27 protein-coding genes are annotated in these 25244 nt (G+C 67.5%); 20 read left to right on the top strand and 7 right to left on the bottom strand.

Annotated elements, in window-relative coordinates; translation table 11 throughout:
* The first annotated feature begins 120 nt into the window (after window positions 1-120).
* Window positions 121-666 carry an AAA family ATPase gene (locus ACZ3HL_RS31985; protein ID WP_465535133.1) on the top strand — a complete coding sequence of 182 codons (546 nt, stop codon included), beginning with the start codon at window positions 121-123 and terminating at the stop codon, window positions 664-666.
* A 205-nt stretch (window positions 667-871) separates the two neighbouring features.
* Here the strand turns inward: ACZ3HL_RS31985 and ACZ3HL_RS31980 are convergent, their stop codons facing one another.
* Complete coding sequence (locus ACZ3HL_RS31980) at window positions 872-1414, bottom strand: CHAP domain-containing protein (RefSeq protein WP_465535132.1); 543 nt, start codon at window positions 1412-1414, stop codon at window positions 872-874.
* 222 nt (window positions 1415-1636) lie between these two features.
* Here ACZ3HL_RS31980 and rpmE point away from each other — a divergent pair, with 222 nt between their 5' ends.
* Together rpmE and prfA are read left to right on the top strand one after the other, a co-directional pair.
* Window positions 1637-1864: a 50S ribosomal protein L31 gene (rpmE, locus tag ACZ3HL_RS31975; RefSeq protein ID WP_007028345.1), complete on the top strand. Its 228-nt coding sequence runs from the start codon at window positions 1637-1639 to the stop codon at window positions 1862-1864.
* Window positions 1865-1948: 84 nt separating this feature from the next.
* Window positions 1949-3019 (top strand): peptide chain release factor 1, encoded by a 1071-nt coding sequence (prfA, locus tag ACZ3HL_RS31970; protein WP_465418107.1) that lies wholly within the window; start codon window positions 1949-1951, stop codon window positions 3017-3019.
* 51 nt (window positions 3020-3070) lie between these two features.
* Here prfA and ACZ3HL_RS31965 read toward each other — a convergent pair whose 3' ends face one another.
* The 6 genes from ACZ3HL_RS31965 to ACZ3HL_RS31940 all read right to left on the bottom strand — a co-directional run bounded on the left by ACZ3HL_RS31965 (window position 3071) and on the right by ACZ3HL_RS31940 (window position 9319).
* Complete coding sequence (locus tag ACZ3HL_RS31965) at window positions 3071-3808, bottom strand: hypothetical protein (RefSeq protein ID WP_465418110.1); 738 nt, start codon at window positions 3806-3808, stop codon at window positions 3071-3073.
* Window positions 3809-4154: 346 nt separating this feature from the next.
* Window positions 4155-4586, bottom strand: a complete 432-nt coding sequence (locus ACZ3HL_RS31960; RefSeq protein ID WP_465535131.1) for a GtrA family protein — start codon at window positions 4584-4586, stop codon at window positions 4155-4157.
* Entirely contained in the window at window positions 4583-5563 is a 981-nt protein-coding gene (locus ACZ3HL_RS31955) for a glycosyltransferase family 2 protein (protein WP_465535130.1), read from the bottom strand. The genes ACZ3HL_RS31960 and ACZ3HL_RS31955 overlap by 4 nt, the downstream gene beginning before the upstream one ends.
* A gap of 100 nt (window positions 5564-5663) precedes the next feature.
* Window positions 5664-6929: a mannosyltransferase family protein gene (locus tag ACZ3HL_RS31950; protein ID WP_465535129.1), complete on the bottom strand. Its 1266-nt coding sequence runs from the start codon at window positions 6927-6929 to the stop codon at window positions 5664-5666.
* Window positions 6930-7035: 106 nt separating this feature from the next.
* On the bottom strand, window positions 7036-8472 hold the full coding sequence (gene wsfD / locus ACZ3HL_RS31945) for a glycan biosynthesis hexose transferase WsfD (protein ID WP_465535128.1): 1437 nt from the start codon (window positions 8470-8472) through the stop codon (window positions 7036-7038).
* 76 nt (window positions 8473-8548) lie between these two features.
* A complete protein-coding gene (locus tag ACZ3HL_RS31940; RefSeq protein ID WP_465535127.1) occupies window positions 8549-9319 on the bottom strand; it encodes an alpha/beta fold hydrolase in 771 nt (256 codons plus the stop codon).
* A gap of 59 nt (window positions 9320-9378) precedes the next feature.
* Here ACZ3HL_RS31940 and ACZ3HL_RS31935 point away from each other — a divergent pair, with 59 nt between their 5' ends.
* From ACZ3HL_RS31935 to aroA, 17 genes are all read left to right on the top strand, one after another.
* A complete protein-coding gene (locus ACZ3HL_RS31935; protein ID WP_465535126.1) occupies window positions 9379-9726 on the top strand; it encodes a MerR family transcriptional regulator in 348 nt (115 codons plus the stop codon).
* Window positions 9727-9733: 7 nt separating this feature from the next.
* Window positions 9734-10282 carry an HD domain-containing protein gene (locus ACZ3HL_RS31930; protein WP_465418133.1) on the top strand — a complete coding sequence of 183 codons (549 nt, stop codon included), beginning with the start codon at window positions 9734-9736 and terminating at the stop codon, window positions 10280-10282.
* Window positions 10283-10366: 84 nt separating this feature from the next.
* On the top strand, window positions 10367-11233 hold the full coding sequence (prmC, locus tag ACZ3HL_RS31925; protein ID WP_034308966.1) for a peptide chain release factor N(5)-glutamine methyltransferase: 867 nt from the start codon (window positions 10367-10369) through the stop codon (window positions 11231-11233).
* Between the two features lie 196 nt (window positions 11234-11429).
* Window positions 11430-13415, top strand: a complete 1986-nt coding sequence (locus ACZ3HL_RS31920; protein WP_465535125.1) for a M6 family metalloprotease domain-containing protein — start codon at window positions 11430-11432, stop codon at window positions 13413-13415.
* Between the two features lie 84 nt (window positions 13416-13499).
* The gene (locus tag ACZ3HL_RS31915; RefSeq protein ID WP_465418137.1) at window positions 13500-14150 is read left to right on the top strand and encodes an L-threonylcarbamoyladenylate synthase; all 651 of its coding nucleotides are present in this window, start codon (window positions 13500-13502) and stop codon (window positions 14148-14150) included.
* A 168-nt stretch (window positions 14151-14318) separates the two neighbouring features.
* Window positions 14319-15470, top strand: a complete 1152-nt coding sequence (locus tag ACZ3HL_RS31910) for a glycosyltransferase family 4 protein (RefSeq protein ID WP_410650569.1) — start codon at window positions 14319-14321, stop codon at window positions 15468-15470.
* A 56-nt stretch (window positions 15471-15526) separates the two neighbouring features.
* The gene (locus ACZ3HL_RS31905) at window positions 15527-15982 is read left to right on the top strand and encodes a hypothetical protein (protein ID WP_465535124.1); all 456 of its coding nucleotides are present in this window, start codon (window positions 15527-15529) and stop codon (window positions 15980-15982) included.
* Between the two features lie 379 nt (window positions 15983-16361).
* Window positions 16362-17159, top strand: a complete 798-nt coding sequence (atpB, locus tag ACZ3HL_RS31900; protein ID WP_126732650.1) for a F0F1 ATP synthase subunit A — start codon at window positions 16362-16364, stop codon at window positions 17157-17159.
* A gap of 61 nt (window positions 17160-17220) precedes the next feature.
* Entirely contained in the window at window positions 17221-17478 is a 258-nt protein-coding gene (locus tag ACZ3HL_RS31895; RefSeq protein WP_126732651.1) for an ATP synthase subunit c family protein, read from the top strand.
* 34 nt (window positions 17479-17512) lie between these two features.
* Window positions 17513-18079, top strand: coding sequence for a F0F1 ATP synthase subunit B (locus ACZ3HL_RS31890; RefSeq protein ID WP_465535123.1), 567 nt, complete (start codon window positions 17513-17515; stop codon window positions 18077-18079).
* Between the two features lie 6 nt (window positions 18080-18085).
* Window positions 18086-18916, top strand: a complete 831-nt coding sequence (locus ACZ3HL_RS31885) for a F0F1 ATP synthase subunit delta (protein ID WP_465535122.1) — start codon at window positions 18086-18088, stop codon at window positions 18914-18916.
* A 54-nt stretch (window positions 18917-18970) separates the two neighbouring features.
* Entirely contained in the window at window positions 18971-20608 is a 1638-nt protein-coding gene (gene atpA / locus ACZ3HL_RS31880; RefSeq protein WP_465535121.1) for a F0F1 ATP synthase subunit alpha, read from the top strand.
* Window positions 20609-20619: 11 nt separating this feature from the next.
* Window positions 20620-21558 (top strand): F0F1 ATP synthase subunit gamma, encoded by a 939-nt coding sequence (locus ACZ3HL_RS31875; protein ID WP_465535120.1) that lies wholly within the window; start codon window positions 20620-20622, stop codon window positions 21556-21558.
* Window positions 21558-22982: a F0F1 ATP synthase subunit beta gene (gene atpD, locus ACZ3HL_RS31870; protein ID WP_038508936.1), complete on the top strand. Its 1425-nt coding sequence runs from the start codon at window positions 21558-21560 to the stop codon at window positions 22980-22982. The genes ACZ3HL_RS31875 and atpD overlap by 1 nt, the downstream gene beginning before the upstream one ends.
* A 114-nt stretch (window positions 22983-23096) precedes the next feature.
* Window positions 23097-23462, top strand: coding sequence for a F0F1 ATP synthase subunit epsilon (locus tag ACZ3HL_RS31865; protein ID WP_044852809.1), 366 nt, complete (start codon window positions 23097-23099; stop codon window positions 23460-23462).
* Window positions 23463-23487: 25 nt separating this feature from the next.
* Window positions 23488-23922: a DUF2550 domain-containing protein gene (locus ACZ3HL_RS31860; protein ID WP_126732655.1), complete on the top strand. Its 435-nt coding sequence runs from the start codon at window positions 23488-23490 to the stop codon at window positions 23920-23922.
* A 75-nt stretch (window positions 23923-23997) separates the two neighbouring features.
* Complete coding sequence (aroA, locus tag ACZ3HL_RS31855) at window positions 23998-25233, top strand: 3-phosphoshikimate 1-carboxyvinyltransferase (RefSeq protein ID WP_465535119.1); 1236 nt, start codon at window positions 23998-24000, stop codon at window positions 25231-25233.
* Window positions 25234-25244 lie beyond the last annotated feature (11 nt).

The raw sequence follows: 25244 nt of genomic DNA, 5'->3' as shown, positions 1-25244 counted from the left end.
ATCTCTCCGCGCTCCGGAACGTGCGCCTGGTCCTCTCGCGCGGGGTGGTCGCGAGCGGCTCGGCTTAGGCCGCGACGTGCTGTTGCGAAAGCCACTTTCGCAACGTTGTAGGTTGCGAAAGTGGCTTTCGCAACACCTGTGCCGGGCCGGATCGTCGTGTACGGGGTCACCGGTTCGGGCAAGTCGACGCTGGCGCGAAAGCTGGCCGAGCGGACCGGGCTGCCGTGCCATTCGGTCGACGACGATCTCGCCTGGCAGCCGGGTTGGGTGCCCGTTCCCGACGACGAGCAACGACGCCGGATCGGCGTGCTGGTCGCGGGGGAGCGCTGGATCATCGACGGGATGTTCGCCAAATGGCGTGACATCGCGTTGCCCCGCGCCGAGCTGATCGTCGCGCTGGACTATCCGCGCCGGGTTTCGCTGAGCCGTCTCGTGCGCCGGACCGTGGTGCGCTGCGTCACCCGTCGCCGGATCTGCAACGGCAACGTCGAGACGCTGCGGGGCATGCTCTCCGGCGACTCGATCATCTTGTGGCACTTTCGCTCGTTCGCGCGCAAACGGCGCACTATTCGCGGCTGGGTCGAGGATCCGGCGGTGCCGGTGGTGCATCTGACCTCGCCGCGCGCAACTGAACGCTGGCTTGCCCGCGTGAGTGGTGGCCGATGACGCCCGGGTGACGGCGGGCCGGTGACGTTGCGAAAGCCACTTTCGCAACGTTCAACGTTGCGAAAGTGGCTTTCGCAACCCCTGCCTCGGTGTCCAGTTCCCATCCATAGCCCGTTACGCGCGTGAAGGCCCCCTTCACTCGGCTCAGCCGAGTGAAGGGGGCCTTCACGCGCTGTCGGGGCGTCAGCTCACGAGACCCAAGGGCTCAGCGGTGCGGAACCGCCGCAGGAGTCCAGCCGCGGTAGTTGTTGAAGTAGTGCACGCTCGACGCGTGGCCGATCTTGCCGCCGATGCTGGTGGCGTAGATCCCGCCGGAGCCGTCGGCGATGCCGACGTGGCCCCACTGGCTGATGTTCCAGTACACGAAGGAGCCCTTCGGCGGCGTCCCGGTCGTGTGCTTCGGGCTCGCGCCGTTCCAATGCGCGTTGGCCGAGGCCCAGACGCCGGTGGTCCCGTACGCGTTTTCGACGGCCTTCTCGCAGAGGCCCTGGTACGCGGTGGAGCCCATGCGGTTCTTGAACCACTGGACGGCACCGGCGGGCGTGCCGTCGCCGGCGCCCTGGATGGCCAGGTCGCTGTCGGACAGGGTGGTGAACGTCCCCGCGGCCGGGTTGATGTCGGCGGCGGTGATGGTGGCGCCCGCGGGGGCGGCCGGAGCGGCTCCCGCGACCGGAGCCATGGCGAGGGCCGCGATGGCCAGCGCGGCGACGGAGGCCGGCTTCGCCACCTTGGCGAGGATGGTGCGCATGATCAGTACCTCCTGTTGAGGAATCACCAACAAGATGAGCTTCGCGTGATCAAGTACAAATTTCGTACAACCGGGTGTCGATAGTTGATAACTCAACGTAATGGAATATGCCGGGGGAGGGGTGCGTTGACGCCACTGCCAGCACATCTGGCAAAATCATCCGCTGAAGTCCGGCACCGGTTCACCCCGCACGGGGACCCGGGGCCAACGAGAGAGGACACCATGAAAAGCGGTATTCACCCCGAGTACGTCGTCACGCACGTGAACTGTGACTGTGGCAACGAATTCACCACGCGCAGCACCAAGACCTCCGGCAACCTCCACGTCGAGATCTGCTCGAACTGCCACCCGTTCTACACCGGCAAGCAGAAGCTCATGGACACCGGCGGCCGCGTCGCGCGCTTCGAGGCTCGCTACGGCAAGCGCAAGAAGGCCGAAGACGCCAAGTAGCTTGAACGACGGCGCCTACCCGCATGTCCGGGTAGGCGCCGTTTTTCATGGTTCTTTTTGCCCGGGTCGTTGAGAGGTGGAGTGGTGGATTCGAGTTCGCTGAAGGGTCTGCTCGAAGAGCACGCCCAGCTGGAAGAGCAGCTGGCCGACCCGTCCGTGCACGCCGACCAGGCGCGCGCTCGCAAGCTCGGCCGCCGGTACGCGGAGCTGAGCCCCGTCGTCAAGACGGTCCGCGAGCTCGACACCGCCCGTGACGACCTCGAAACGGCGAAGGAACTGGCGGCGGAAGACTCGGCCTTCGCGGCCGAGGCCGAGGAGATCTCCGCCAAGATCCCCGTGCTCGAAGCCAAGCTCACCGAACTGCTCCTGCCGCGCGACCCGTACGACGGCTCCGACGTGGTCATGGAGATCAAGTCGGGTGAAGGCGGCGAGGAGTCGGCGCTGTTCGCCGGCGACCTCCTGCGCATGTACCTGCGCTACGCCGAGCGTCACGGCTGGAAGGCCGAGGTGCTCGACTCGGTCGACTCGGACCTCGGCGGCTTCAAGGACGTCACCGTGTCCATCAAGAGCCGTTCCGCCGAGGCCGACGGCGTCTGGGCGCGCCTGAAGTTCGAGGGCGGGGTGCACCGCGTGCAGCGCGTGCCCGCCACCGAATCGCAGGGCCGTATCCACACCTCCGCGTCCGGCGTGCTCATCTACCCCGAACCCGAGGACGTCGAGGTCGAGATCGACCCGAACGACCTGCGGATCGACGTCTACCGCTCGTCCGGCCCCGGCGGCCAGAGCGTCAACACGACCGACTCGGCGGTGCGGATCACCCACCTCCCGACCGGCGTGGTCGTCTCGTGCCAGAACGAGAAGTCGCAGATCCAGAACCGAGCCCGCGCCCTGCAGGTGCTGCAGGCCCGCCTCCAGGCGATCGCGGAGGAGGAGGCCGCCGCGAAGGCGTCGGACGCGCGCCGCTCGCAGGTCCGCACCGTCGACCGCTCCGAGCGGGTGCGCACCTACAACTTCGCCGAGAACCGCATCGCCGACCACCGGGTGAACTACAAGGCGTACAACCTGGATCAGGTTCTCGACGGCGACCTCGACGGCGTGCTGGACGCGCTCATCACCGCGGACCGCGAAGAGCGGCTGTCCGCCCACGCGGGCTGATCCTCGCGACTGCCGCCCGGCGACCATGTCGCGAGCGCCACTTTCGGGACATCAGCCCGGCTCGGTGTAGAACGGATCGTCCTCCAGGCCGGTATGGATGGCCCGGACGGACATGCTCACGCGCGAAAGCCTGTCGGTCACCTCGCGCGTGACCCGGCCGAGCGCCTCGTCGCCGCTTTCCCCTGCGAGAGACGGGAAAGCCGACAGCAACACCGCTTCGCAAGGACCCGCGTCCGTGCTGATCCGGACCAGCGACGCCGAAAGGTCGGCCGCGGGACGGCCGCACAGGTCCACGGCCAGCCGCAGGTCACCGGTGGGGACATAGAGATGCACCCGCGAAATGACATCGGTTTCCGCGCGCGGGGAGAAATCGTGCCGGGGGACATACGCGGGTTCACGCGGATCGGTGCCGCCGACCGACGCCATCAGCGAATAGAGCGTGAATCCGTCCGCTTGCGTGTCGTAGGCGTCGTAGCTTCCGTATTGGCCGGTCTCCGGCGTGCCGTGGATTTCGAAGAATTGCGCGTTCAGGCCGAAGTGGAATAGTGCGGGCACCGCGGCTCGATGCAGTGTTTCGTCGGGCTCTTCGCCGTCGGCCGGAGGTGTGCGATAGCCGACCGAGACCAGGTATCCGGTCCAGCCGCCTTCCGGGTCGGCCCGGCAGATCTCCAGCTCGGTGGCGTCGAAATCGCCGATGAGACGGTCGCCCAGCGCGGCGGCCGCGGCGAAGTCCTCGGTTTCGATATTCGCGGATATCCGCGTGACGACTGCCGTTTCCCGGAGATCCATGACTTTTCGGTGAGCCCTTCGGCGCGTACAGGTGGCTCTCAGCCTACGGGTGCGGAGAGAGGCCGGCCGGATCGGCCTCGTCGTCGACCGCCCCCTCGGGCGCGTGGTCGATCGAATTGATCAGCCGCTCGTCTCGGGGAATGCTGGTCGTGCTCGCGTCCCGATGTGGCAAAAGATCAATTCGAGTCTTCGCCTTCTCGTGAATTCCTGGTCGGAGTTCGAGCCGGAAAACTCGGTCAAGAGGCGGGAAACCGAAAGAACCTAGGGGGTGGTCGCCGTGCTCGTCGATGCATGTAGCCATAGACGCCGCTTCCGGAAAAGTCCTAGCCCCCGGGTCCTGAGTGGTTCAGCCCGGTGAACCGGGCTGAACCACCGGGGCGGATTCGGCTGCCGCCTGCCGGAAGACGACCTTCTTGTACAGGACGTAGTTCCACACCATGCCGACCGCGATCGCGCCCAATTTCGGGATGAGCACGTTGATCCCGGGGAAGAGCTTGGTGACCGCGAAGATCACCGCGGCGTGAACGACCCACAGGCCGAAGGCCGTCACGGCGAAGAAGAGAACGGCCTGACGGCGGACGTCGCCGTCCTTCGCGCGGAAGGTGAAGTTCCGGTTGAGGGTGAAACTCAGGAGCATGCCCGCCGTGGTCGAGATGAAGTTCGCGACGAACATCGGGACGCCGAGCGTCGCCAGCAGGGCGTAGCCGAGCGCGTCGACCGCGGTGTTGAGCACCCCGACGACACCGAAGCGCACTTGGGTGCCGCTGATCGGCTTCACCGGGCGACTTGCCCGGCGTCGACGGGCGAACCGGAGCGGACCGACGCGATGCCGTAGAGCGGGCGGTTCTGCACCTGCGAATAGGTCCGGCCGATGTAGCTGCCGAGCACCCCGAGCATGATGATCTGGATACCGCCGAGGAAGAACATGGCGGCGGTGATGAAGGCCCAGCCCGGAACGGCGGTCGTCGGTGCGAAGAGCTTGACCCCGAGCACGTACAGGATGCCGAGGAAGCTGAGCAGCGAGATCAGGTAACCGAGCCGGGTGATCATCCGCAGTGGCGCGACGGAGAAGCCGAGGATGCCGTCCGCGGCGAAGCGGAGCATCTTGCGCAGGGGATAACCGGTCACCCCCGCGTGCCGCTTGTCACGGTCGAACAGGACGGCCGTCTGCTTGAAGCCGATGTAGCTGACCAGCCCGCGCAGGAACCGGTCCTGTTCGCGATACTTGCGCAGTTCGTCGACGACCTTGCGGTCGATCAGCCGGAAGTCACCGGTGTTACGGGGAATTTCGACGGACGCCATCTTCCGGAGGAACCAGTAGTAGGCGCCGGCGGTGAGCTTCTTGAACATCGAATCCTGGCGCGAGCGGCGCTGCGCGTAGACGACGTCGAAGCCTTCTTCCCATTTCGCGATCAATTCCAGCGCCACCCTCGGCGGGTCCTGCAGGTCGCTGTCCATGATGATCGCGGCGTCCGCGTCCACCAGGTCGAGCCCGGCGGTGACCGCCATCTGGTGGCCGAAGTTGCGGGAAAGTTCGATCACGGTGACCCGCGTGTCGCGCCTGCTCAGCGCCGTGAGCAGGTCCATCGACCGATCGCGGCTGCCGTCGTCGACGTAGATGAAGCTGAAGTCGTACTTGTCGGCGATCGGCGCCACCGTCTCGTCCACCGTGCGGTGGAGGAGCTCGATGTTCTCTTCCTCGTTGTAAATGGGAAAGATGAACGCGATCCGGCGTCTGTCGTGGTCCGCGGGCACTGGAAACCCCCGTTGCGATTTCTGGACAAGGCGGTGAATGGGTTCACGGCCAGGGTGAGGTGATTCTAGAAGGTCGGGCGGATGCCCTTCTTCCGGGTGGTCAGCCGGACCAATGACCGGCGACGAAACGGAGGAAGATCGCGCCGCAGATCAGCGAGTTGAGGTACATCGTCGCGTACACCACGCCGCGCAGGTTCGGGCGCCGTTCGGCCAGCAGTACCAGCGCGAGGTACATGACCAGGCAGGGGAGCAGGTACCGGTGTACCGAGACGACGTTGCTGTTGAGCGTCAGCATCACGAAGGAGGCGAGCCCGAACAGCGCGAGCGGCAGGCCTTTCGACCGCAGCGCGACGAAGAAGTAGACCGAAGCCGCCACGAGCAGGAGCAGACCGAGCATGGGCAGCGCGTGACTCAGCAGTGTCCACGCGTCCATCGGCCTCGCGCCGATCAGCGCCTTGACGGTGATCTTGAGTTCCGTGAGGGTCGTGTCCACGATGTTCGTGTTGAACTTGTGGTACGACCAGGTGCTCGCGCTTTGGAGCGCGGTGAAGCTCGACGTCGCGCTGCCGGTCTCGAGCTTCATGTAGAGCATGTGCGCGCCGAGGCCGAGGTACGCGGCGGGGAACCAGAGGATGGGCCAGGACAGCAGGCCGCGCGGCTTCCAGCCGGCGGACCGCCAGAACTCCAGGAAGCACAGTCCGATGAACACCGCGGCGGTGATCCGCGACGCGGTGAGCGGGATCAGGCACAGTCCCATCCACAGCCATTGGCGGCGTAACGCGAACAGATACGCCCAGAAGCCGAGCGCGCAGAACACCGCTTCGCTGTAGAACGAGTGCAGGAAGAAGGCGGCGGGCGCGGTCAGGAACGCGACGACGACCAGCCAGTGCGAGCGAGGCGAGCTGAGGAAGAACCGGGCGATCTTGAGCAGGGCGACGCCTGCCAGCCAGGTCGCGATCAGGTTCACGATGAACCCGGCCGTGAGCAGGCCGAGGGTGCCGAAGCTGAGGGTCTTGACCAGCCATACGCAGATCGGGAACACCGGATAGAACGCCCGTACCGGTATGTAACTGCCCGTGTACGCGTGTTCGGCGATCTCGCCGTAGTTGCCCGCGTCCCAGCGGTAGGTGTGGGAGAGCAGGCTCAGCGTCGAACCGATGCCGGTCTTGGGGATGCCCTCGCTCGCCGGGGTGGACGGGCCGAACAGCCACGCCACGGCGGTCAGCGCGGCGTTCCAGGCCAGGACGACGAGGAGGACCTTGCCGTAGTCGCCGGCGAACCAGCCGAATACCCGCTCGCGGGCGGTTCTTCGCTCGCTCGACGCCGCGGGCACCCTGGTCGGGCCCGCCGTGATCGTGTCGGTCATGACTGAATTCCTACAGGGATCGCTTGACAAGGCGTGACCGGGGTGCCATTGCCCGGTGAGCGGCACAGGATCGGGCCGGCTGGGGTTTCGTCCGGATACCGTCGGTTCAGGAGACCGCGTTCGCCGTTTCCTTGGTCTCGGATGGCTTTTCGAGGTCCGATTCGTTGTTTCGCCGCGGAAGGAACGAGAGCGTGGCGAAGGCGCCGGCGAGCAAGGTCGGGAAGATCGTCAGCTGCTGGTGCTTGATGTTCTCGATACCTTCCGCGAGGCCGGCGACCAGGAACTGGCCCATCGCGAACAGCAGGAGCGTGAGCACCACGACACCCACGTCGCGCCGCCCGGCGCGGTTGCGGAAGGCACGGATCCCCGCCCAGCCGATGAGCAGCCAGATCGGCAGCAAGGCGAACAATCCCAGGGGCGTGATCCAGCGGGTGATCCCGGACAGGATGGGGACCCGGTACTCCTTGGCCAACGGCGGCTGTCCGGCGTGCTCCCCGAAGCTCCCGAGGTTCGGGACGCGGGCCGTCAGCGTCTCCTTCGCGGAGCGGTGCAGCATCTGGACCACGCGGACCGGGTGTTCGAGGTAGTACTTGGCGATGTTGCGGCGGCTGATCGTGTCCCGGTACTTCGGGTAGTCGGGGGACGACCATGCCCCGTTGGTGCTCCACCAGCCCGTGCCGACGTACGCGGCGAACTCCGGCGGGAGACCCAGCGCGGCGAGGTCGCCGGCGGTGTCGTGTTTCCCGTCCACGATCCCGTTGAACACGACGTGGTACGTGTTGATCTCGCGGTACTCGGCGTTCGCCGAGTCGCCCGCGCTCTGGACCAGCGCGGTGCCCGTGCCGACGACGGCCAGTACGGCCAGCGGCAGGGCCCATCGGGCCAGGCCACGGCTGCCTTCCGGCCGGACGAACAGCATCGCGAGCACGAATACCGGGATCAGCAGCAGCGTCTGCGACTTCGCGTTGATCCCGATCATCGCGCCGAGCACGGTGACGGCGGCTCCGGCGTAGCGCCACGGCCCCGTGCGGTGCATGAGCAGGAGCCCTCCGGCGAGCAGGAGCATCCCGAGGAAGGCCGCGCCCTCGCTCAGCACCGATGCGAAGTAGCCGAAGAAGGCCGAGTCCGCCACGACCAGCAGCAGCGCGACCGTGGCGAGGACGCTGTTCCGGGCCGAAAGGCGCAGGCCTGCCACGACCGCGGCGATCCCGCCCGCGACCAGCACACAGCCCAGTACGCCCAGCACCAGCAGGTTCAGGATCGCCGACGAGCCCAGCCACTGCCCGAGCTCGCTGGCGATCTTGTCGATCCAGGTCTGGCTGGAGATGTACTCGCTGTCGCAGGCCGGGGCGGGGCCGTAGGCGAAGCGGACGAAGTTTTCCGAAGGCCTGTCGAGTTCGCGGGCGCCGAGCCGGCACAGGATGCGCCAGCCGTCGCCGTTGTCCGCCATGCCGATCGGACGAGGGACGAGGAAACGGACGAGCAGCACGCCCAGCGCGGCTGAAAACACGCCGAAGGGCAGCCCGATTTCCCGATACCTCATCCAGGCCACCATAGAATATCGGTCACAGTGATCGATTCGGCACCCTCTGTGTGCTAAGGCGACGCCTGGTGGACCTTTAGCTCCTCACGGCGAGGAACTTCCGGATCACCTCCAGCCATTCGTCGCGGGCCTCGGTGCCGATACCGTGCCCGGCCTCGATCTCGACCAGTTCGGCGCCGGGGATCCCGGCGGCGAGCTCGCGGGAGTGGGCGGGCCGGGCGAGACCGTCCAGTGTCGTGGCGACGACGAGGGTGGGGACCGAGATCCCGGCCAGTTCGGCACGGGTGTCGACGTTCGCGACCAGGCCCACGTGTTCGGGGCTGCCCTCCGGGATGAATCCGGCGAGCCCGTCGATGGCGGCTTCGAGCTCCGACGGCGTCAGCGCGTTCAGGTGCTTCTCGCCGGTGGCGGCGAAAGTGAGGAACTTCGCCAGCAGCTTCCGGTCGCCGCCCAGTAGTTCGCGCCAGATGTCGACGGCAAGCAGCAGCCGGTTGTCCGGTTTCGCGAACCCGGCGGTCAGGACGAGCCCGGTGACCCGATCGGGGTGCCGCGTCGCGGCGCGGACGGCGACTCCGGTGCCGAGCGAGTAGCCGAGGATCGCGAAGCGTTCGAGGCCGGCGTGAACGGCGATGGAGACCAGTTCGTCGGCGACGGCGTCGAGGTCCAGTGGTTCGGTGCTGCGCGGTGTGGCCCCCGAGCCGGGGTAGTCGGGTCCGACGACGGTGTGGGTGCGGGCGAGGTCGTCGAGGATGCTCCCGAAGTTGCCCTCGACGCTGCCGCCACCGCCGTGGGCGAGCAGCAGACCGGGACCGGAACCGCGGACGACGTGCGCGAAATGATTCGTCATGCCGGCGACGTTAGGTACTGACATCGATGTGAAGGTCAAACTCGGATGACGGGGGTCACATGCTGATCGGCGAGCTGTCCCGGCGGACCGGTGTGAGCCAGCGGCTGCTGCGCTACTACGAGGAGCAGGGACTGCTGGTCTCGCGGCGCGACTCCAACTGCTACCGCAGCTTCGGCGAAGACGCGGTCACCACGGTGCGGCAGATCCGCGCCCTCCTCGCGGCCGGGCTGAGCACGCAGGTCATCGCGAAGGTGCTGCCGTGTGCGAACGGCGAACTGCCGGAACTCGACCTGTGCCCCACGGTCGTGGCGGAGATCCGGCGCGAACTGGCCGAAATGGACGACCGCATCGACACCCTCCGGCGGCGGCGCGGGACACTGGCCGGATATCTCACCGCCGACGCGTAGGAGAATTGTGGAGACCCTGGCCAGATTCGGGTTCGAACTGGGTGTGCTCAAGCGGATCCGGCGGGCCGGGTGGTGGCAGGCGGGGGTCCGCGATCCCGAATCGGTCGCCGAGCACACCGCCAGGGTGGCGCAGCTGGCCGGTCTGCTCGCGGCCGAGGGCGGCGCCGACCCGGCGAAGGCGGCGTACCTCGCGCTCTGGCACGACACGCAGGAGACGCGGACCGGCGACCTTCCGCACACGATCAAGGGTTTCGTCGAGAAGCCGGACCCGCGGGCGATCACCGCCGCGCAGACGTCGGCGCTTCCCGGCGCAGCGCGTGACTCGGTGCGCGACGCCGTCGACGAGTACGAGTCCGCTGAGAGCCCGGAGGCGCTCTACGCGCGCGACGCGGACAAGCTCGAAATGTTGCTTCAGGCCGTCGAGTACCGCGATGTCGGTGTACGGAACGTGGACGAGTGGATCGCTTCGGCGACGAGGAGCCTTCAGACCGACCTGGCGCGGCGTGTGGCCGAAGCGGCGCTGACGTTGTCGTCGCTCTCGTGGCGGGTGAGGTGAAAGGAATCGATACCCTGGGCCCGCGTGTATCGACCCCGGCACGCGTGCCTCGTGTGTCAGGCTTGACTCTGTGAAGGAACACCAGTGAACCGGCAGCCGTTGCGCCTCGCCATCATGGAAGCGACCCGCATCCTCACCGAGGCCGGTGTGGCGTCACCGCGTTCGGACGCGGAACTGATCGCCTCCCATGTCCTCGGCGTCGAACGCGGCCGCCTGCCGATGGTGCCGCTGGTGGACCCGCCCGTCATCGACGCGATCGGCCAGCTCGTGAACCAGCGGGCCAAGCGGATCCCGCTGCAGTACCTCACCGGCTGGGCCGCGCTCGGCGACATCACGGTCAACGTCGGCGCCGGGGTGTTCGTCCCGCGGCCGGAGACCGAACTGCTCCTGGAATGGGGCCTCAAACTGCTGCACGGGCGCGAGTACCCGGTGGTGGTCGACCTGTGCACGGGATCGGGCGCGCTGGCGCTGGCCGTGCAGCACGCGCGGCCGGACGCCGTCGTCTACGCGGTCGACATCGACGCGCAGGCGCTCGCGTGGGCCCGGCACAACGCGGACGTCCACGCCGACGCGGGGGACACGCCCATCCGCCTGTACTCCGGCGATGTCGCGGACAGCACGATGTTCGCCGAGCTCGACGGGCTCGTCGACCTGGTCCTGTGCAACCCGCCCTACGTGCCCGAAGGCACGCCTGTGCCGACCGAGGTCGCCGAGCACGACCCGCCGCGGGCGGTGTTCGCGGAGGAGAGCGGGCTGGCGGTGATCCGGCACGCGATCGCCGCGGCCGCGCGCCTGCTGCGCCCCACCGGCGGGATGGCGATCGAGCACGACGACACGCACGGTTCCGCCGTCCCGGCGCTCGTGCGGGCGCGACGGGTGCTGACCGACGTCCAGGGCCACCTCGACCTCGCCGGACGGCCGCGCTTCGTCACCGCCCTGCGCGTCTCCTGACCCCTTCCTCCCCGCATTTCGTCCTCTGGATGCGGTACTTGCACGCGCAAGTACCGCATCCAGAGGACGAAATGCGGGAGGGGCCGGGCCGATAGTTAGCGAGACTCACGACTTCCGGCGGTGCCCAGGACAAAGCCCGCCTCCTAACGTCGATCACGGCCGCCTCCTCGGCGGTCCGACTGGGAGGTGTACCCCGATGCGATCGTCTCTCCGACGAGCCCCACTCAGAACACTCGCCGTCCTCGCCACCGTCACGCTGCTGCCGGGTCTGGTCGCCCAACCCGCGTCCGCCGCGGTGCCGGTGCAGGGCTGGCCCGCCCCGATAGACGGGTCGACCTGGGAGAACCAGGACCACATGACGTGGGACGACTACCGCAAGCCGCCCGGCACCAACTGGGCCGATCCTTCGCTGAAGCCGACGAAGCGGATGTTCAAGGGCGCCGTGGTGCTCGCGGACTACCCGGACCAGGAATTCGCGGTGACCCAACCGGCGCATTCGACGGTGTTCGGCAACCCCGGGCCCGCTGCCAGCGACATCCCCCGCGCGAACGTCGCGAAGTTCTACCAGGACTTCCTCAACAAACCGCAGGCGCTGAACCAGGGTCACACCATCAACGAGTACTGGATGGAGGACTCCGGCGGCCGGATGGGCGTCGAGCTGACCGCGTTCGGGCCGTACCGCCTGCCCGGCAAGTCCTTCGAATACGGCATGGAGTTCCAGCCCGACGCCTGTCCGCCGGGCGCGAACTGCAAGCGTGACCTCCGCGCGGACGCGGGCGCCGCTTGGCGGGCCGACGTCGGTGACGTCTCCAAGCAGTTCGACTTCATCTTCTATCTCTCCGCCGGTCAGGACGAGAGCGCGACCTGGCAGGAATTCGGCGTGATGAAGTTCGGCGAGCCGGGGAACGTGCCGGACGAATTCGGCCCCGGTGTCGCCGGAATGCCGAACGCCGCGTCCACCCGGTACGTTCCGTGGACGTCGTGGAAATCGGCGGCGAGTATCTGGCCGAACGCGGTCACCGGCTCCTCGACTCAGGCCGAAAGCTCGGGCCAGGCGGTTTACGCGCATGAATTGAGTCATATTCTCGGTATCGGCGACAATTACAACAACCCGTTCGGCACCCCGCTGTCCAGGACCTACACCGGTCCGTGGGAGATGATGTCGCGCGGCAGCTTCAACGGTCCCGGCGGACCGCACACGCGCTGGCAGATCCCGGCGACGCAGGGCGGCTCGATGGGGTCGCATCACATGCTGCGCACCAAGATGAAGCTGGACATCATCGACCAGGAAGACGTTCTCAAACTCGACCGGAACCAGCTCGCCAGGACCGGGCCGGCTTCGGCCAGGATCACGGCGCGTTCGGTCCTTCCCGGACAGGGCGCCTACAGCGGCATGAACATCGCGCTCACCGGCGGGGACCTTTCCCCGAAATGCGACCGGTCCAAGGATCCGTTCTGCGACGGTGGCGGGTACGACAATTACACCGTCGAGGTCGTCGACCGGATGGGTAGCGACTCCTTCGCTCCCGATTCCGGCGTCATCATCGCGAAGACGAAGAACAAGGACAACGCGCCGTTCGAATGGATCGTCGACGCGAATCCGGCCGACATCGGCATGACCGACTACAAGAAACCGGACGGCACCGCGGTGCCGATCACGATCGGCGACTACCGCCAGCTCAACGACGCGGCGTTCAAGGCGGGCACCGGTTCCGCGAGCAAGTACGAGTACACCGACGAGGCGAACAGGCTGAAGTTCCTCGTCTCGGACGTCGAGCGCGACCGCAAGGGCGTGCTGTCCTACGTCGTCACGGTGGCTTCGCTCGACGGCGCGGGTTCGCGGGCCAGGGGTGTTTCGCTGTGGCCGTCGGCCCCGGCGTTCGCCAAGCAGGGTCTCGCGAGCTGCTCGTTCCCGGTGCTCAACACCGGCGACGCGAAGGGCGCGGCGGCGCCGTACGACACCGACACCTACCGCCTGAGCGCGTCCACCAACGCGAAGGGCTGGGAGGTGCGGCTGCCGAACGAGCTGTCCACCGTCCCGTTCGGCAAGCGGTCTTCGGCGACGGCGCACGCCAAACGGGCCGCGGGCGGTGACCACGTCGCGCATATCAAGCTGACCGCGACGTCGATCGCGGATCCGGCGAAGACGGCGTCGGCGTTCTGTACCGCGTTCGCCTTCTGATCCAGCCCACCTCGTGAGTGGCAAGGACGGTTCTAACCGTCCTTGCCACTCACGAGAGATCCGGCAGCGCTACGCTCACTGGCCATGAGCGCGGTGTACGACTGCAGCAAGCGTGAATCCCGGGCCGACGGGCTCGCCGCGGCGGCGAGCGCCGTGCGGTCGAGCCGTCTCGTCGTCCTCCCGACCGATACGGTCTACGGCATCGGCGCGGACGCCTTCGACAGCGGCGCCGTCCAGTCCCTGCTCCGGGCCAAGAACCGGGGCCCGGACATGCCGGTCGGCGTCCTGGTCGGCTCCTGGTCCACTGTGGACGGACTCGTGCTCGGCACGCCGCCACAGGCCCGCGCGCTCATGGAAGCCTTTTGGCCCGGCGACCTCTCCATCGTCCTGCCGCACGCGCCGAGCCTGCAGTGGGATCTGGGGCAGTCCCGCGGAACGGTGATGCTGCGGATGCCGCTGCACCCGGTCGCGCTGGAACTACTGCGTGACGTCGGCCCGATGGCGGTCTCTAGCGCCAACGTCTCCGGGCGGCCGCCGGCCTCCACCGCGCAGGAGGCCGTCGACCAGCTCGGCGACAGCGTCGCGGTGTACCTCGACGGCGGATCCACCGGGGAACCCGTCCCGTCCACGATGGTCGACCTCACCGGCGACGACCCGGTCGTCCTGCGGGAGGGCGCGGTCAGCCGGGCCGCCGTCGCGGAAGTGCTGGGCGTGCCCGCGGAGTCGCTCGCCTAGCCGTCACGCGTGATTGGACGGACGACACGCGTGATTGGACGGACGACACATGTGATCGGACGGACGACACGCGAAGCGGGTCCTGGGGACAGCAGGACCGTCGGCCGCCGTATCCCCCGCACGCGGTAGCGTGTTCGAGTGACTTGGACCTCGGTGGCGTAACGCATCATGCCTCCTACGCAAGGCCTCCCGATCCGGGAGTACCTCCTCGTCGCCCTCACCGCGGCGGCCGTGACCTTCCTGCTCACCGGCGTCGTGCGCCGGGTCGCCATCCGGATCGGCGCGATCGCCAACCCGCGGGCCCGCGACGTCCACGTCACCCCGATCCCGCGGATGGGCGGTATCGGCATCTTCCTCGGTGTCGCCGCCGCGATGGGGCTCGCGCACCAGCTGCCCGCGCTGAGCCGCGGTTTCGACTTCTCCTTCGACTCGCTGGGTGTCCTGCTCGCCGCCGGGGTGATCTCCCTGATCGGCGCCCTCGACGACCGGTTCGAGCTGGACGCCTGGACGAAACTGGCCGGCCAGGTCATGTGCGCCGGGATCCTGGTGATCTTCGGTGTGCAGTGGGTGTCGTTCTGGGTGCCGTGGGGCGGTGGTGGCGAGTCCTTCGGCCAGGTGCTGGTGCTGGACAAGAACCAGGGCGCGCTGCTGACCGTGGTGCTCGTGGTCGTCATGGTCAACGCGATGAACTTCGTCGACGGCCTCGACGGGCTCGCCGGCGGTCTCGGCTTCATCGCCGCCGCGGCGACGTGCTCCTTCTCCCTCGGCCTGCTCGATTCCTCGGGTGGCGACGTCGGCGCGTACCCGCCCGCCCTCATCGCCGCCACGCTCGCCGGGGCCTGTCTGGGCTTCCTGCCGTACAACTTCCAGCCCGCGAAGATCTTCATGGGCGACTCGGGTTCGATGATGATCGGCCTCATGCTGGCGGGCGCGACGACCTCCGCCTCGGGCCGCGTGCCGTACCCGCAGTTCAGCGGAAAGGACGCGCTCGCGTTGCTTTCGCCGCTCGTCGTGGTCGCCGCGGTGCTGTTCGTGCCGATGCTCGACCTGATCATGGCGGTCATCCGCCGCACCCGTCGCGGCGAGAGCCCGTTCGCCGCCGACAAGATGCACCTGCACCACCGCCTGCTGGAGATCGGGCATTCCCAGCGCCGAGCGGTATTGCTCATCTACTTGTGGGCGGGCCTGCTCGCGTTCGGCGCCGTTTCGGTCACGCTGTTCGACAGCGCCGCGGTCTTCTGGATCGTCGGATTCGGCTTCCTGCTGGCGACCCTGGTGTCGATCGTGCCGCGGCTGCGGTCCCGGAACCGGACCGTCTGAACGCCCGTATCGGCACGGGCCTACACTGGCGGGCTGAGACGACCAGGGAGTTTTCTGTGAGCGAGACCGAGAAGACCGTCGAGGCGGAGGAGAACCCCCACGCCAAGGTGGTCCTGCAGGCGGCCAACGCGATGACGAAGGCCTCCTTGATCGCGACACCGCCGGTCGTCCTGGTCTGCGTGGTGCTCTTCACCATCCTCAATGGACTCCCGGGCCTGTACGGGTCGGTGATCGGCGGCGTGCTCGCCATCCTTTCGTCCCTCGCGACCCTGGGCATGATGCGCTTCAGCGCCGGCATGGACCCGATGTTCGTGATGGTGATCGCTCTCGGTGGTTACGTCCTCAAGATCCTCGTGCTGTTCGGGGCGCTGACCCTGCTGCGCGGATGGTCCGACCTGCACCCGATGTCGCTGGGGATCACGATGATCGCGGCCATTCTCGTGTCCGCCGCCGCCGAGTTCGCGGCCTTCCGCAAGACCAAGATCCCGACGATCATCCCCGCTTCCCGCTGACCCCGGGACCGAGGTCCTGACCTGGGGCGGGACCTAGGTCCTCGGCCGATCGGGGGCAATGTAGTACGCCTGTACGGCCTGTCGGAACCTGCTGATATGGTCCGCGTATGGGCGGCGGCCTCGGCTGCCGGCTCCTGATGACGAACCCCGAACAGCAGTGTGGCGGCGGCGTTGAATCGTCCCCTCTTACCCGCTGGTAGGCGTCTGTCTCCCGGGAGCGCTGCATCGAGAATCCTCGTGTGCGGAACGTGAAACCGTGTTCAGCACATCGTGGGGTGGCCGCCTCCGACGGCCCGATACGTGTCGGGTACGTTAAGTCCAGATCGTGACGATTCCCCCGGCGGAGTGAACGCCGGCCGGGAGAACCGGAAGGAGCCCAGTGGGCGCGCTGGTACTAGCCGAGGGTGCGGAGTTCACGCCGCCTGGCGTCAAAGACTTCAACCTACCGCCGTTGTTCGGCTCCGGCTATTGGTTGAGCTTCACCAAGCCGATGTTGCTGGTGGTCATCTCCCTGATCATCATCGTCACCTACTTCATGGTGACGTCGCGCCGGTTGAAGGTCGTCCCCTCCAAGGGACAGTTCATGGCCGAAAGCATCTACAACTTCGGCCGCAACAACATCGCGCGTGAGCAGATCGGCTCGGCCGACTTCAAGCCGTTCATCCCGTTGATTCTGGGACTGTTCAGCTTCGTGCTGGTGAACAACCTCTTCGGGATCATCCCGTTCTTCCAGTTCCCGACCATGGCCCGGGTCGGTTTCCCGGTCGCCCTCGCGTTCCTCGTCGTTTACCCGGTGTACCACTACGTCGGGTTCAAACGCCACGGCTTCAAGGGTTACCTGAAGAAGGAACTGGCGCCGTCGGGTATTCCCGGATTCGTTCTGCCGCTGTACTCCACCATCGAGTTCGCGCAGAAGTTCTTCATCGCGCCGGCCACCCTGGCCATCCGAGTCTTCGCGGCGATGTTCGCCGGGCACCTCATCATCATGGTCTTCACGCTCGGCGGGAGTTTCCTGCTGACCGAGGGCGAAGGCATCGTGAAGGTCGCGTCGCCGGTGGCGTTCCTCTTCGCCATCGCGATGACGTTCCTGGAGGCCTTCATTCAGATCCTGCAGGCGTACATCTTCGCACTGCTGTCCGCAGGGTACATCGGCGCCGCGCTGGCGTCGGAGCACTGAGAAACACCAAAAGCCCCCGATCCGCGTGAGTCGCGCGGACCGAGTTTGAAGGGAAACGCACGTGAGCAACATCGTTCTTGCGCAGGCCGCCGAGACCGCCGCCAGCATCAACCCGGGTCTCGCTGCCATCGGTTACGGCCTCGGCGCGATCGGCCCCGGTATCGGTGTGGGTCTGATCTTCGCCGCGGTCATCAACGGCACCGCCCGTCAGCCGGAGGCCCAGGGCAAGCTGCAGGGCATCGCCTTCTCGACCTTCGTGCTGACCGAGGTGCTCGCGCTGATCGGTATCGTCATCTACTTCCTCGCCTCCGGCGCCTGAGTTCTCCCGACTCATCTCGCTTTAAGGAGACGTTGTGCTGAAGACCGAATTGGTGTTGGCCGCCGGAGACGCGCCCAACCCGATCCTGCCGCACATTCCCGAGCTCATCCTCGGATTCGTCGCCTTCCTTCTGCTGCTGTTCGTTCTGAAGAAGTACGTCGTCCCTCGTTTCGAGGCGACCTACGAGGAGCGCACCAAGCTGATCGAGGGTGGCATCGAGCGGGCCGAGAAGGCGCAGGCCGAAGCCGAAGAAAACCTTGCGCAGTACAAGGCGCAGCTGGCGGAAGCCCGTTCCGAGGCCGCGAAGATCCGCGACGACGCCCGGCTCGAAGCCGAGCAGATCAAGGCGGAGCTGCGGGCCGAGGCGGAGTCCGAGTCCCAGCGCATCGTCGCCCAGGGCCAGGCTCAGCTGCAGGCCCAGAAGGCGCAGATCGTCGCCGAGCTGCGCGCCGAACTCGGCCGTAACTCCGTCGAGCTGGCCAGCCGCATCGTCGGCGAGTCGCTCGCGGACGACGCGCGCCGCCACGGCACCGTGGACCGGTTCCTGGCCGAATTGGAGACCGCCGGTGCCAACGGTGCCGGTCTCGGAGCGGGAAAGTAGACCAGAATGACGCTGCATGCTGCGAGCCGTGAAGCGCTCGACCTCGCCGAGAATCGTCTCGGCGAGGTGTTGGCCGCCGCGGGTACGGACCCGACGGTGTCCTCCTCGCTCGGCGACGAGCTGCTTTCGGTCGTCGCCCTGCTGGACCGGGAGATCGGCCTGCGCCGGGCCGTCGCCGACGGTTCGGCCTCGTCCGAAGCCCGGATCGGCCTCGCCCGCGGGATCCTCGCGGGCAAGGTTTCCGAACCGGCCCTGCAGGTGCTCGACTCCGTGGCGGGCAGCCGCTGGTCGAGCCCGCGCGAACTGACCGACGGGCTCGAGGCCCTCGGCCGCTCGGCGCTGCTCACCAGTGCGGAGAAGTCCGGGAACATCGACGCTGTCGAAGACCAGCTGTTCCGGGTCAGTCGTATCGTCGCGGGTGAGCCGGAGCTCGAACGGGCACTGTCCGACCTGACCGCGCCCGCGGAGGCCAAGCGGACCCTGGTCCGCACCCTGTTCGCCGACAAGGTGGACGTGGTCACCAAGACCCTCGTCGAGCAGGTCGTCCTGCGCGCCAAGGGTCGTGGGGTCGGCAACGCCCTCGAAGAGCTGGTCCAGCTGGCCGCGGAACGCCGTGAGCGCTCGGTCGCCCGGGTGACCAGCGCGAGCGCGCTTTCCGACGAACAGCAGGCTCGGCTGAGCGAGAAGCTCAACGCCCTTTACGGGCGGCAGCTCGCGCTGCACGTCGAGGTCGACCCGTCACTCGGCGGCGGACTCGTGGTCCGCGTCGGCGACGAGGTCATCGACGGCAGCACCGCGGGGCGGATCGACGCCCTGCGTCGCCGGTTGGCCGGCTGAACCCACAACAACGACTTTGCACACTGGCACGAACGAAGCGAGAGCGGGAACGAAATGGCGGAGCTGACGATCTCCTCGGATGAGATCCGTAGCGCGATCGAGAACTACGTCTCGAGTTACGCCCCGGACGTGAGCCGGGAAGAGGTCGGCGTCGTCGTCGACGCCGGTGACGGTATCGCCCACATCGAGGGTCTTCCCTCGGCGATGGCCAACGAGCTGCTCGAGTTCCCCGGCGGGGTCCTCGGCGTGGCGCTGAACCTGGACGCGCGCTCCATCGGTGCCGCGATCCTCGGTGACTTCGAGACCGTCGTCGAAGGCCAGGAAGTCAAGCGGACCGGTCAGGTCCTCTCGGTTCCGGTCGGCGAGGGCTACCTCGGCCGCGTCGTGAACCCGCTGGGCGCCCCGATCGACGGCCTCGGCGAGATCGAGACCACCGACCGCCGCCCGCTGGAGGTCAAGGCCGCTTCGGTGGTCGAGCGCCAGCCGGTGGCCGAGCCGCTGCAGACCGGTATCACCGCGATCGACGCGATGACCCCGATCGGCCGTGGCCAGCGTCAGCTGATCATCGGTGACCGCAAGACCGGTAAGACGGCCGTCGCGGTGGACACGATCATCAACCAGAAGGCCAACTGGGAGACCGGCGACCCGAAGAAGCAGGTTCGCTGCATCTACGTCGCGGTCGGCCAGAAGGGCTCCACGATCGCCGCGGTGAAGAAGTCCCTCGAGGACGCCGGCGCGATGGAGTACACCACCATCGTCGCGGCCCCCGCGTCGGATTCCGCCGGCTTCAAGTGGATCGCGCCGTACACCGGCTCGGCCATCGGCCAGCACTGGATGTACGAGGGCAAGCACGTCCTCATCGTGTTCGACGACCTGACCAAGCAGGCCGACGCCTACCGCGCGATCTCCCTGCTGCTGCGTCGCCCGCCGGGCCGTGAAGCCTTCCCCGGCGACGTCTTCTACTTGCACTCCCGTCTCCTCGAGCGTTGCGCCAAGCTCTCGGACGAGCTGGGCGCGGGCTCGCTGACCGGTCTCCCGATCATCGAGACCAAGGCGAACGACGTGTCGGCCTACATCCCGACGAACGTCATTTCGATCACCGACGGTCAGTGCTTCTTCCAGTCGGACCTGTTCAACGCCGGTCAGCGCCCGGCCATCGACGTGGGTATCTCGGTCTCCCGCGTGGGTGGTGCCGCGCAGGTCAAGGCGATGAAGGACGTTTCGGGTTCGCTCCGTATCGACCTGTCGCAGTACCGCGAGCTGGAGGCCTTCGCGGCCTTCGCTTCGGACCTCGACGACGCGTCGAAGGCGCAGCTCGAGCGTGGTGCCCGCCTGTACGAGGTGCTCAAGCAGCCCCAGTACTCGCCGATCCCGGTCGAGGAGCAGGTCGTCACGGTGTACCTCGGCACGAACGGTCACTTCGACACCGTTCCGACCGAGGACGTGCGCCGCTTCCGCGACGAGTTCGTCGACTCCGCGCGTCGCAAGCACGGAGAGCTCCTCAAGGACATCCGCGAGTCGGGCAAGTTCTCCAAGGAGACCGCCGAAGGGCTGGTCGACGCGGTGAACGAGTTCAAGAAGGAGTTCACCACCTCCGAGGGCAAGAGCCTGGTCGAGGTCTCCGACGCGATGGACGCCGAGAAGGTCGGGCAGGAGACCGTCAAGGTCAACAAGCCCGCCCCGAAGAAGTGAGCTGATAGCTCATGGCCGCACAACTCCGAGAACTCCGGTCGCGTATCAAGGCGACCAAGTCCATCGGCAAGATCACCAAGGCGATGGAGCTCATCGCCACCGCGCGCATCACCAAGGCGCGGGCGAAGGTCGCGGCTTCCCGGCCGTACTCGGACGAGATCACGAACGTGCTCTCGGCCCTGGCCGGAGCCTCGGCGAACCTCGACCACCCGCTGCTGGTCGAGCGTCCGAACCCGAAGCGCGCGGCGGTCCTCGTGATCACCAGCGACAAGGGTCAGTGCGGTGGGTACAACTCCAACGTGCTGAAGGCGACCGAGGAGCTCCTCACGCTGCTGCGTGAGCAGGGCAAGGAGCCGGTGCTGTACGTGACCGGCAACAAGGGCCTGAGCTTCTACCGGTTCCGTGGCCGCGAGGTGGCCGAAAGCTGGACGGGCTTCTCCGACCAGCCCGGTTACGTCAACGCCGCGGAGGCCGGCGAGCTCATCGTCGAGTCGTTCCTGAACGGCGCCGACGACGAGTCGGGCAACGCCGACGGCATCCTGGGTGTCGACGAGATCCACGTCGTCTACACCGAGTTCGTCTCGATGCTCACCCAGCGTCCGGTCGCCAAGCGCGTCGCGCCGCTCGAGGTCGAGTACACCGAGGGCGAAGAGGAGAAGCCCGAAAGCCTGCTCCCGAGCTACGAGTTCGAGCCCAGCGCCGAAAAGCTGCTCGCCGCGTTGCTGCCGAAGTACATCAACACGCGGCTCTTCGCGGCGATGCTCGAGTCGGCGGCGTCCGAACTCGCGGCCCGCCGCACCGCGATGAAGGCGGCGTCGGACAACGCGAACGAACTGGTGAACACGCTGACGCGGGAGGCGAACCAGGCCCGCCAGGCGCAGATCACCCAGGAGATCTCCGAAATCGTCGGTGGGGCGAACGCTCTCACCGCAGCAGGAAGTGATGACTGATGACCAGTACTGAAGCCCGTGCCAAGGGGCGCATCGTCTCGGTGACCGGCCCGGTCGTCGACGTCGAATTCCCGCGCGGTTCCGTTCCCGACCAGTTCAACGCGCTCAAGGTCGAAATCGAGTTCGAGCAGCTCCGCAAGACGGTGACGCTCGAGGTCGCCAGCCACCTCGGTGACAACCTCGTCCGCACCATTTCGCTCCAGCCGCAGGACGGCCTCGTCCGTGGCGCCGAGGTCACCGACACCGGCGGCCCCATCACGGTGCCGGTCGGCGACAAGGTCAAGGGCCACGTCTACAACGCGCTCGGCGAGTGCCTCGACGAGCCCGGCTACGGCGAGGACCTCGAGCGCTGGGGCATCCACCGCAACCCGCCCTCCTTCGACCAGCTCGAAGGCAAGACGGAGATGCTGGAGACCGGCCTCAAGGTCGTCGACCTGCTGACCCCGTACGTGCAGGGTGGCAAGATCGGCCTGTTCGGCGGTGCCGGCGTCGGCAAGACGGTGCTCATCAAGGAGATGATCACCCGTGTCGCCCGGAACTTCGGTGGTACCTCGGTGTTCGCCGGTGTCGGCGAGCGCACCCGTGAGGGCAACGACCTCTTCCTGGAGATGTCCGAGGACGGCGTCATCAACGACACCGCCCTCGTCTTCGGTCAGATGGACGAGCCGCCGGGCACCCGTATGCGGGTCGCGCTGTCCGCGCTGACCATGGCGGAGTACTTCCGCGATGTGCAGAACCAGGACGTGCTGCTCTTCATCGACAACATCTTCCGGTTCACCCAGGCCGGTTCCGAGGTGTCGACCCTGCTGGGCCGTATGCCTTCGGCCGTGGGTTACCAGCCGACGCTGGCCGACGAGATGGGTCAGCTCCAGGAGCGGATCACCTCGACCCGTGGTCGTTCGATCACCTCGATGCAGGCGATCTACGTCCCCGCGGACGACTACACCGACCCGGCCCCGGCGACGACGTTCGCCCACCTGGACGCCACCACGGAGCTTTCCCGTGGCGTGTTCCAGAAGGGCATCTTCCCGGCGGTGGACCCGCTGGCGTCGACGTCGACCATTCTCGACCCGGCCATCGTCGGTGAGGACCACTACCGCGTGGCCTCCGAGGTCATCCGGATCCTGCAGAAGTACAAGGAGCTGCAGGACATCATCGCGATCCTCGGTATGGACGAGCTGTCGGAAGAGGACAAGCTGACCGTTCAGCGCGCGCGCCGCATCGAGCGGTTCCTGTCGCAGAACATGCTGGTCGCCGAGGCCTTCACCGGTCAGCCGGGCTCGACCGTGCCGCTGTCGGAGACCATCGAGTCCTTCGACCGCATCACCAAGGGCGACTTCGACCACTACCCGGAGCAGGCGTTCCTGGGTATCGGTGGCCTCGAAGACCTCGAGAAGAAGTACAAGGAAATCACCAAGAAGTGATGTTCCGATGAGCGGCGGGATCAGTGTCTACTGTGGACGCTGGTCCCGTCGTTCGCATACAGGGAACTTTGACTATTACACTCGGTGCCAGCACCTGAGGTGAAGGGAAGCTACGTGGCTGAGATTTCTGTCGAGCTGGTAGCCGTCGAGCGCCGTCTCTGGTCCGGTACCGCCACGTTCGTGGTGGCGCAGACCACCGAGGGCGAGATCGGCATCATGGCCGGTCACGAGCCGGTTCTCGGCCAGCTCGTCGAGGGTGGCGTCGTGAAGGTGACGACCACGGACGGCGAGACCGTGACCGCCGCGGTGCACGGCGGGTTCCTGTCGGTCACCGCGACCGGCGTGAGCATCCTCGCCGAGAGCGCGGAGCTTTCGGACGAGATCGACGTCGACGCGGCCAAGAAGGCGCTGAGCGGCGAAGACGAGCAAGAGCGGGCTCGGGCGACCGCCCAGCTTCGCGCGGCCGGTCAGTCGGTCTGACCGGGCGACGGGCAGGGGCCGGGCCGTGGAAATCGCCGTGGGTGTTCTCGGGGCCCTGACCGTCCTGGCCGTCGTCGTGGCCTGGTATTCGTTGCGTTGGGTCCGGATGCGCCGCGGCGGTGGCGTGAGTGTCGCCCTGCGGTGGCGTCCGGACGAGGCGCGGTCCAGCTGGCATCTGGGGCTGGGCCGCTACGAGGGCGACGAGTTCGTCTGGTTCCGGGTGTGGAGCCTGCGGACCGGCCCGGACCGGGTCTTCCAGCGGGCGAGTATGGAGATCGCGGACCGGCGCGATCCCTCCGGCACGGAGGCGTACGCCGTCCCCGAAGGTTCGATCGTCCTGCGGTGTGAGTCCGCCACGCAGGAGGCGATCGAGATCGCGATGGGTCCCGGCGCCCTCACCGGCTTCCTCTCCTGGCTGGAGTCGGCCCCGCCGGGCCGCCGCCTCCCACGCGCCTCCTGAGTTACGCCTTCAAGCACGCGAGTTACGCGTCCAAGCACGCGAGTTCGCTCTTCGCGCACGCCGTATGCTCACGCCGTGACCATCGTCGACATCCCCGGTTCGAAGTCGATCACCGCCCGAGGCCTGTTCCTCGCGGCAGCCGCCCACGGGACGACCGCGCTGGGCAGGCCGCTGCGTTCGGATGACTCCGAGGGCTTCGCCGAAGGCCTTCTCAAGCTCGGCTATCAGGTCTCCCGCGCCTCCGGCGAGTGGACGATCGAGGGCGGGCCCGAGGGCCCCGCCGTCGACAGCGCCGACGTCTTCTGCCGCGACGGCGCCACCACCGCGCGTTTCCTGCCCGCACTGGCCGCCGCCGGGCACGGCACCTTCCGGTTCGACGCCTCCGAGCAGATGCGCGCCCGGCCGCTGGGGCCGCTGACCGACGCGTTGCAGGAGCTGGGCGTCGACCTGACCTTCGAAGGGGCGCCTGGGCACCATCCGCTGGTCGTGCGGGCCGACGGGATCAAGGGCGGCGAGCTGACGCTCGACGCGGGCCTGTCCTCCCAGTTCCTGACGGCGTTGCTGCTGGTCGGGCCGCTGACCGCCGAGGGGCTGCGGATCACCGTGACCGACCTCGTCTCGGTGCCCTATGTCGAGATCACCATCGCGATGATGCGGCGGTTCGGCGTCGAGGTCGTCCGTGACGGTGACACGTTCGTCGTGCCGCCCACGCCGTACCGCGCTTGCCGCTACGAGATCGAGCCCGACGCTTCGACGTCCAGCTATTTCTTCGCGGCCGCCGCGCTGACCGGCAACTCGGTGACCGTGCCGGGCCTGGGTGAGGGCGCGCTGCAGGGCGACCTGGCCTTCGTCGAGGTCCTGCGGCAGATGGGCGCGGACGTCGAGGTCGGCCCGGACGCCGTGACCGTGACCGGCACGGGCGGGCTGCGCGGCGTCACGGTGACCATGCGCGACATCTCCGACACCGTGCCGACCCTCGCGGCCATCGCGCCGTTCGCGGACGGACCGGTGCGGATCGAGGACGTCTACAACACGCGGATCAAGGAATGCGACCGGCTCGCGGCCTGCGAGGAGAACCTGCGCGCGATGGGCGTTTCGGTCGAGACCGGGCGGGACTGGATCGAGATCCAGCCGGGCGTGCCGACGGGGGCCCTGGTGAAGTGCCGGCGGGACCACCGGATCGCGATGGCGTTCAGTGTCACGGGGCTGCGGACGCCGGGGATCACGCTGGACGACCCCGGTTGCGTGAAGAAGACCTTCCCCGGCTTCCACGACGCTCTGGCTTCGCTCCGGGCCTCCTGGCGCATTTAAGTCCTCTAAAT

The sequence above is a fragment of the Amycolatopsis sp. NPDC000009 genome, from assembly GCF_055563465.1.
Note: the sequence above shows the minus strand (reverse complement) of the source record. Positions and strands in the feature narration are given on the sequence as shown.

Coding starts and splice junctions, on each gene's coding strand:
- ACZ3HL_RS31935 (WP_465535126.1), top strand. CDS start 9,379: ATGCTGATCGGCGAGCTGTCCCGGCGGACCGGTGTGAGCCAGCGGCTG.
- ACZ3HL_RS31980 (WP_465535132.1), bottom strand. CDS start 1,414: ATGCGCACCATCCTCGCCAAGGTGGCGAAGCCGGCCTCCGTCGCCGCG.
- ACZ3HL_RS31885 (WP_465535122.1), top strand. CDS start 18,086: ATGACGCTGCATGCTGCGAGCCGTGAAGCGCTCGACCTCGCCGAGAAT.
- ACZ3HL_RS31940 (WP_465535127.1), bottom strand. CDS start 9,319: ATGACGAATCATTTCGCGCACGTCGTCCGCGGTTCCGGTCCCGGTCTG.
- ACZ3HL_RS31875 (WP_465535120.1), top strand. CDS start 20,620: ATGGCCGCACAACTCCGAGAACTCCGGTCGCGTATCAAGGCGACCAAG.
- atpD (WP_038508936.1), top strand. CDS start 21,558: ATGACCAGTACTGAAGCCCGTGCCAAGGGGCGCATCGTCTCGGTGACC.
- rpmE (WP_007028345.1), top strand. CDS start 1,637: ATGAAAAGCGGTATTCACCCCGAGTACGTCGTCACGCACGTGAACTGT.
- ACZ3HL_RS31920 (WP_465535125.1), top strand. CDS start 11,430: ATGCGATCGTCTCTCCGACGAGCCCCACTCAGAACACTCGCCGTCCTC.
- ACZ3HL_RS31950 (WP_465535129.1), bottom strand. CDS start 6,929: ATGACCGACACGATCACGGCGGGCCCGACCAGGGTGCCCGCGGCGTCG.
- ACZ3HL_RS31965 (WP_465418110.1), bottom strand. CDS start 3,808: ATGGATCTCCGGGAAACGGCAGTCGTCACGCGGATATCCGCGAATATC.
- atpA (WP_465535121.1), top strand. CDS start 18,971: ATGGCGGAGCTGACGATCTCCTCGGATGAGATCCGTAGCGCGATCGAG.
- ACZ3HL_RS31910 (WP_410650569.1), top strand. CDS start 14,319: ATGCCTCCTACGCAAGGCCTCCCGATCCGGGAGTACCTCCTCGTCGCC.
- ACZ3HL_RS31915 (WP_465418137.1), top strand. CDS start 13,500: ATGAGCGCGGTGTACGACTGCAGCAAGCGTGAATCCCGGGCCGACGGG.
- wsfD (WP_465535128.1), bottom strand. CDS start 8,472: ATGAGGTATCGGGAAATCGGGCTGCCCTTCGGCGTGTTTTCAGCCGCG.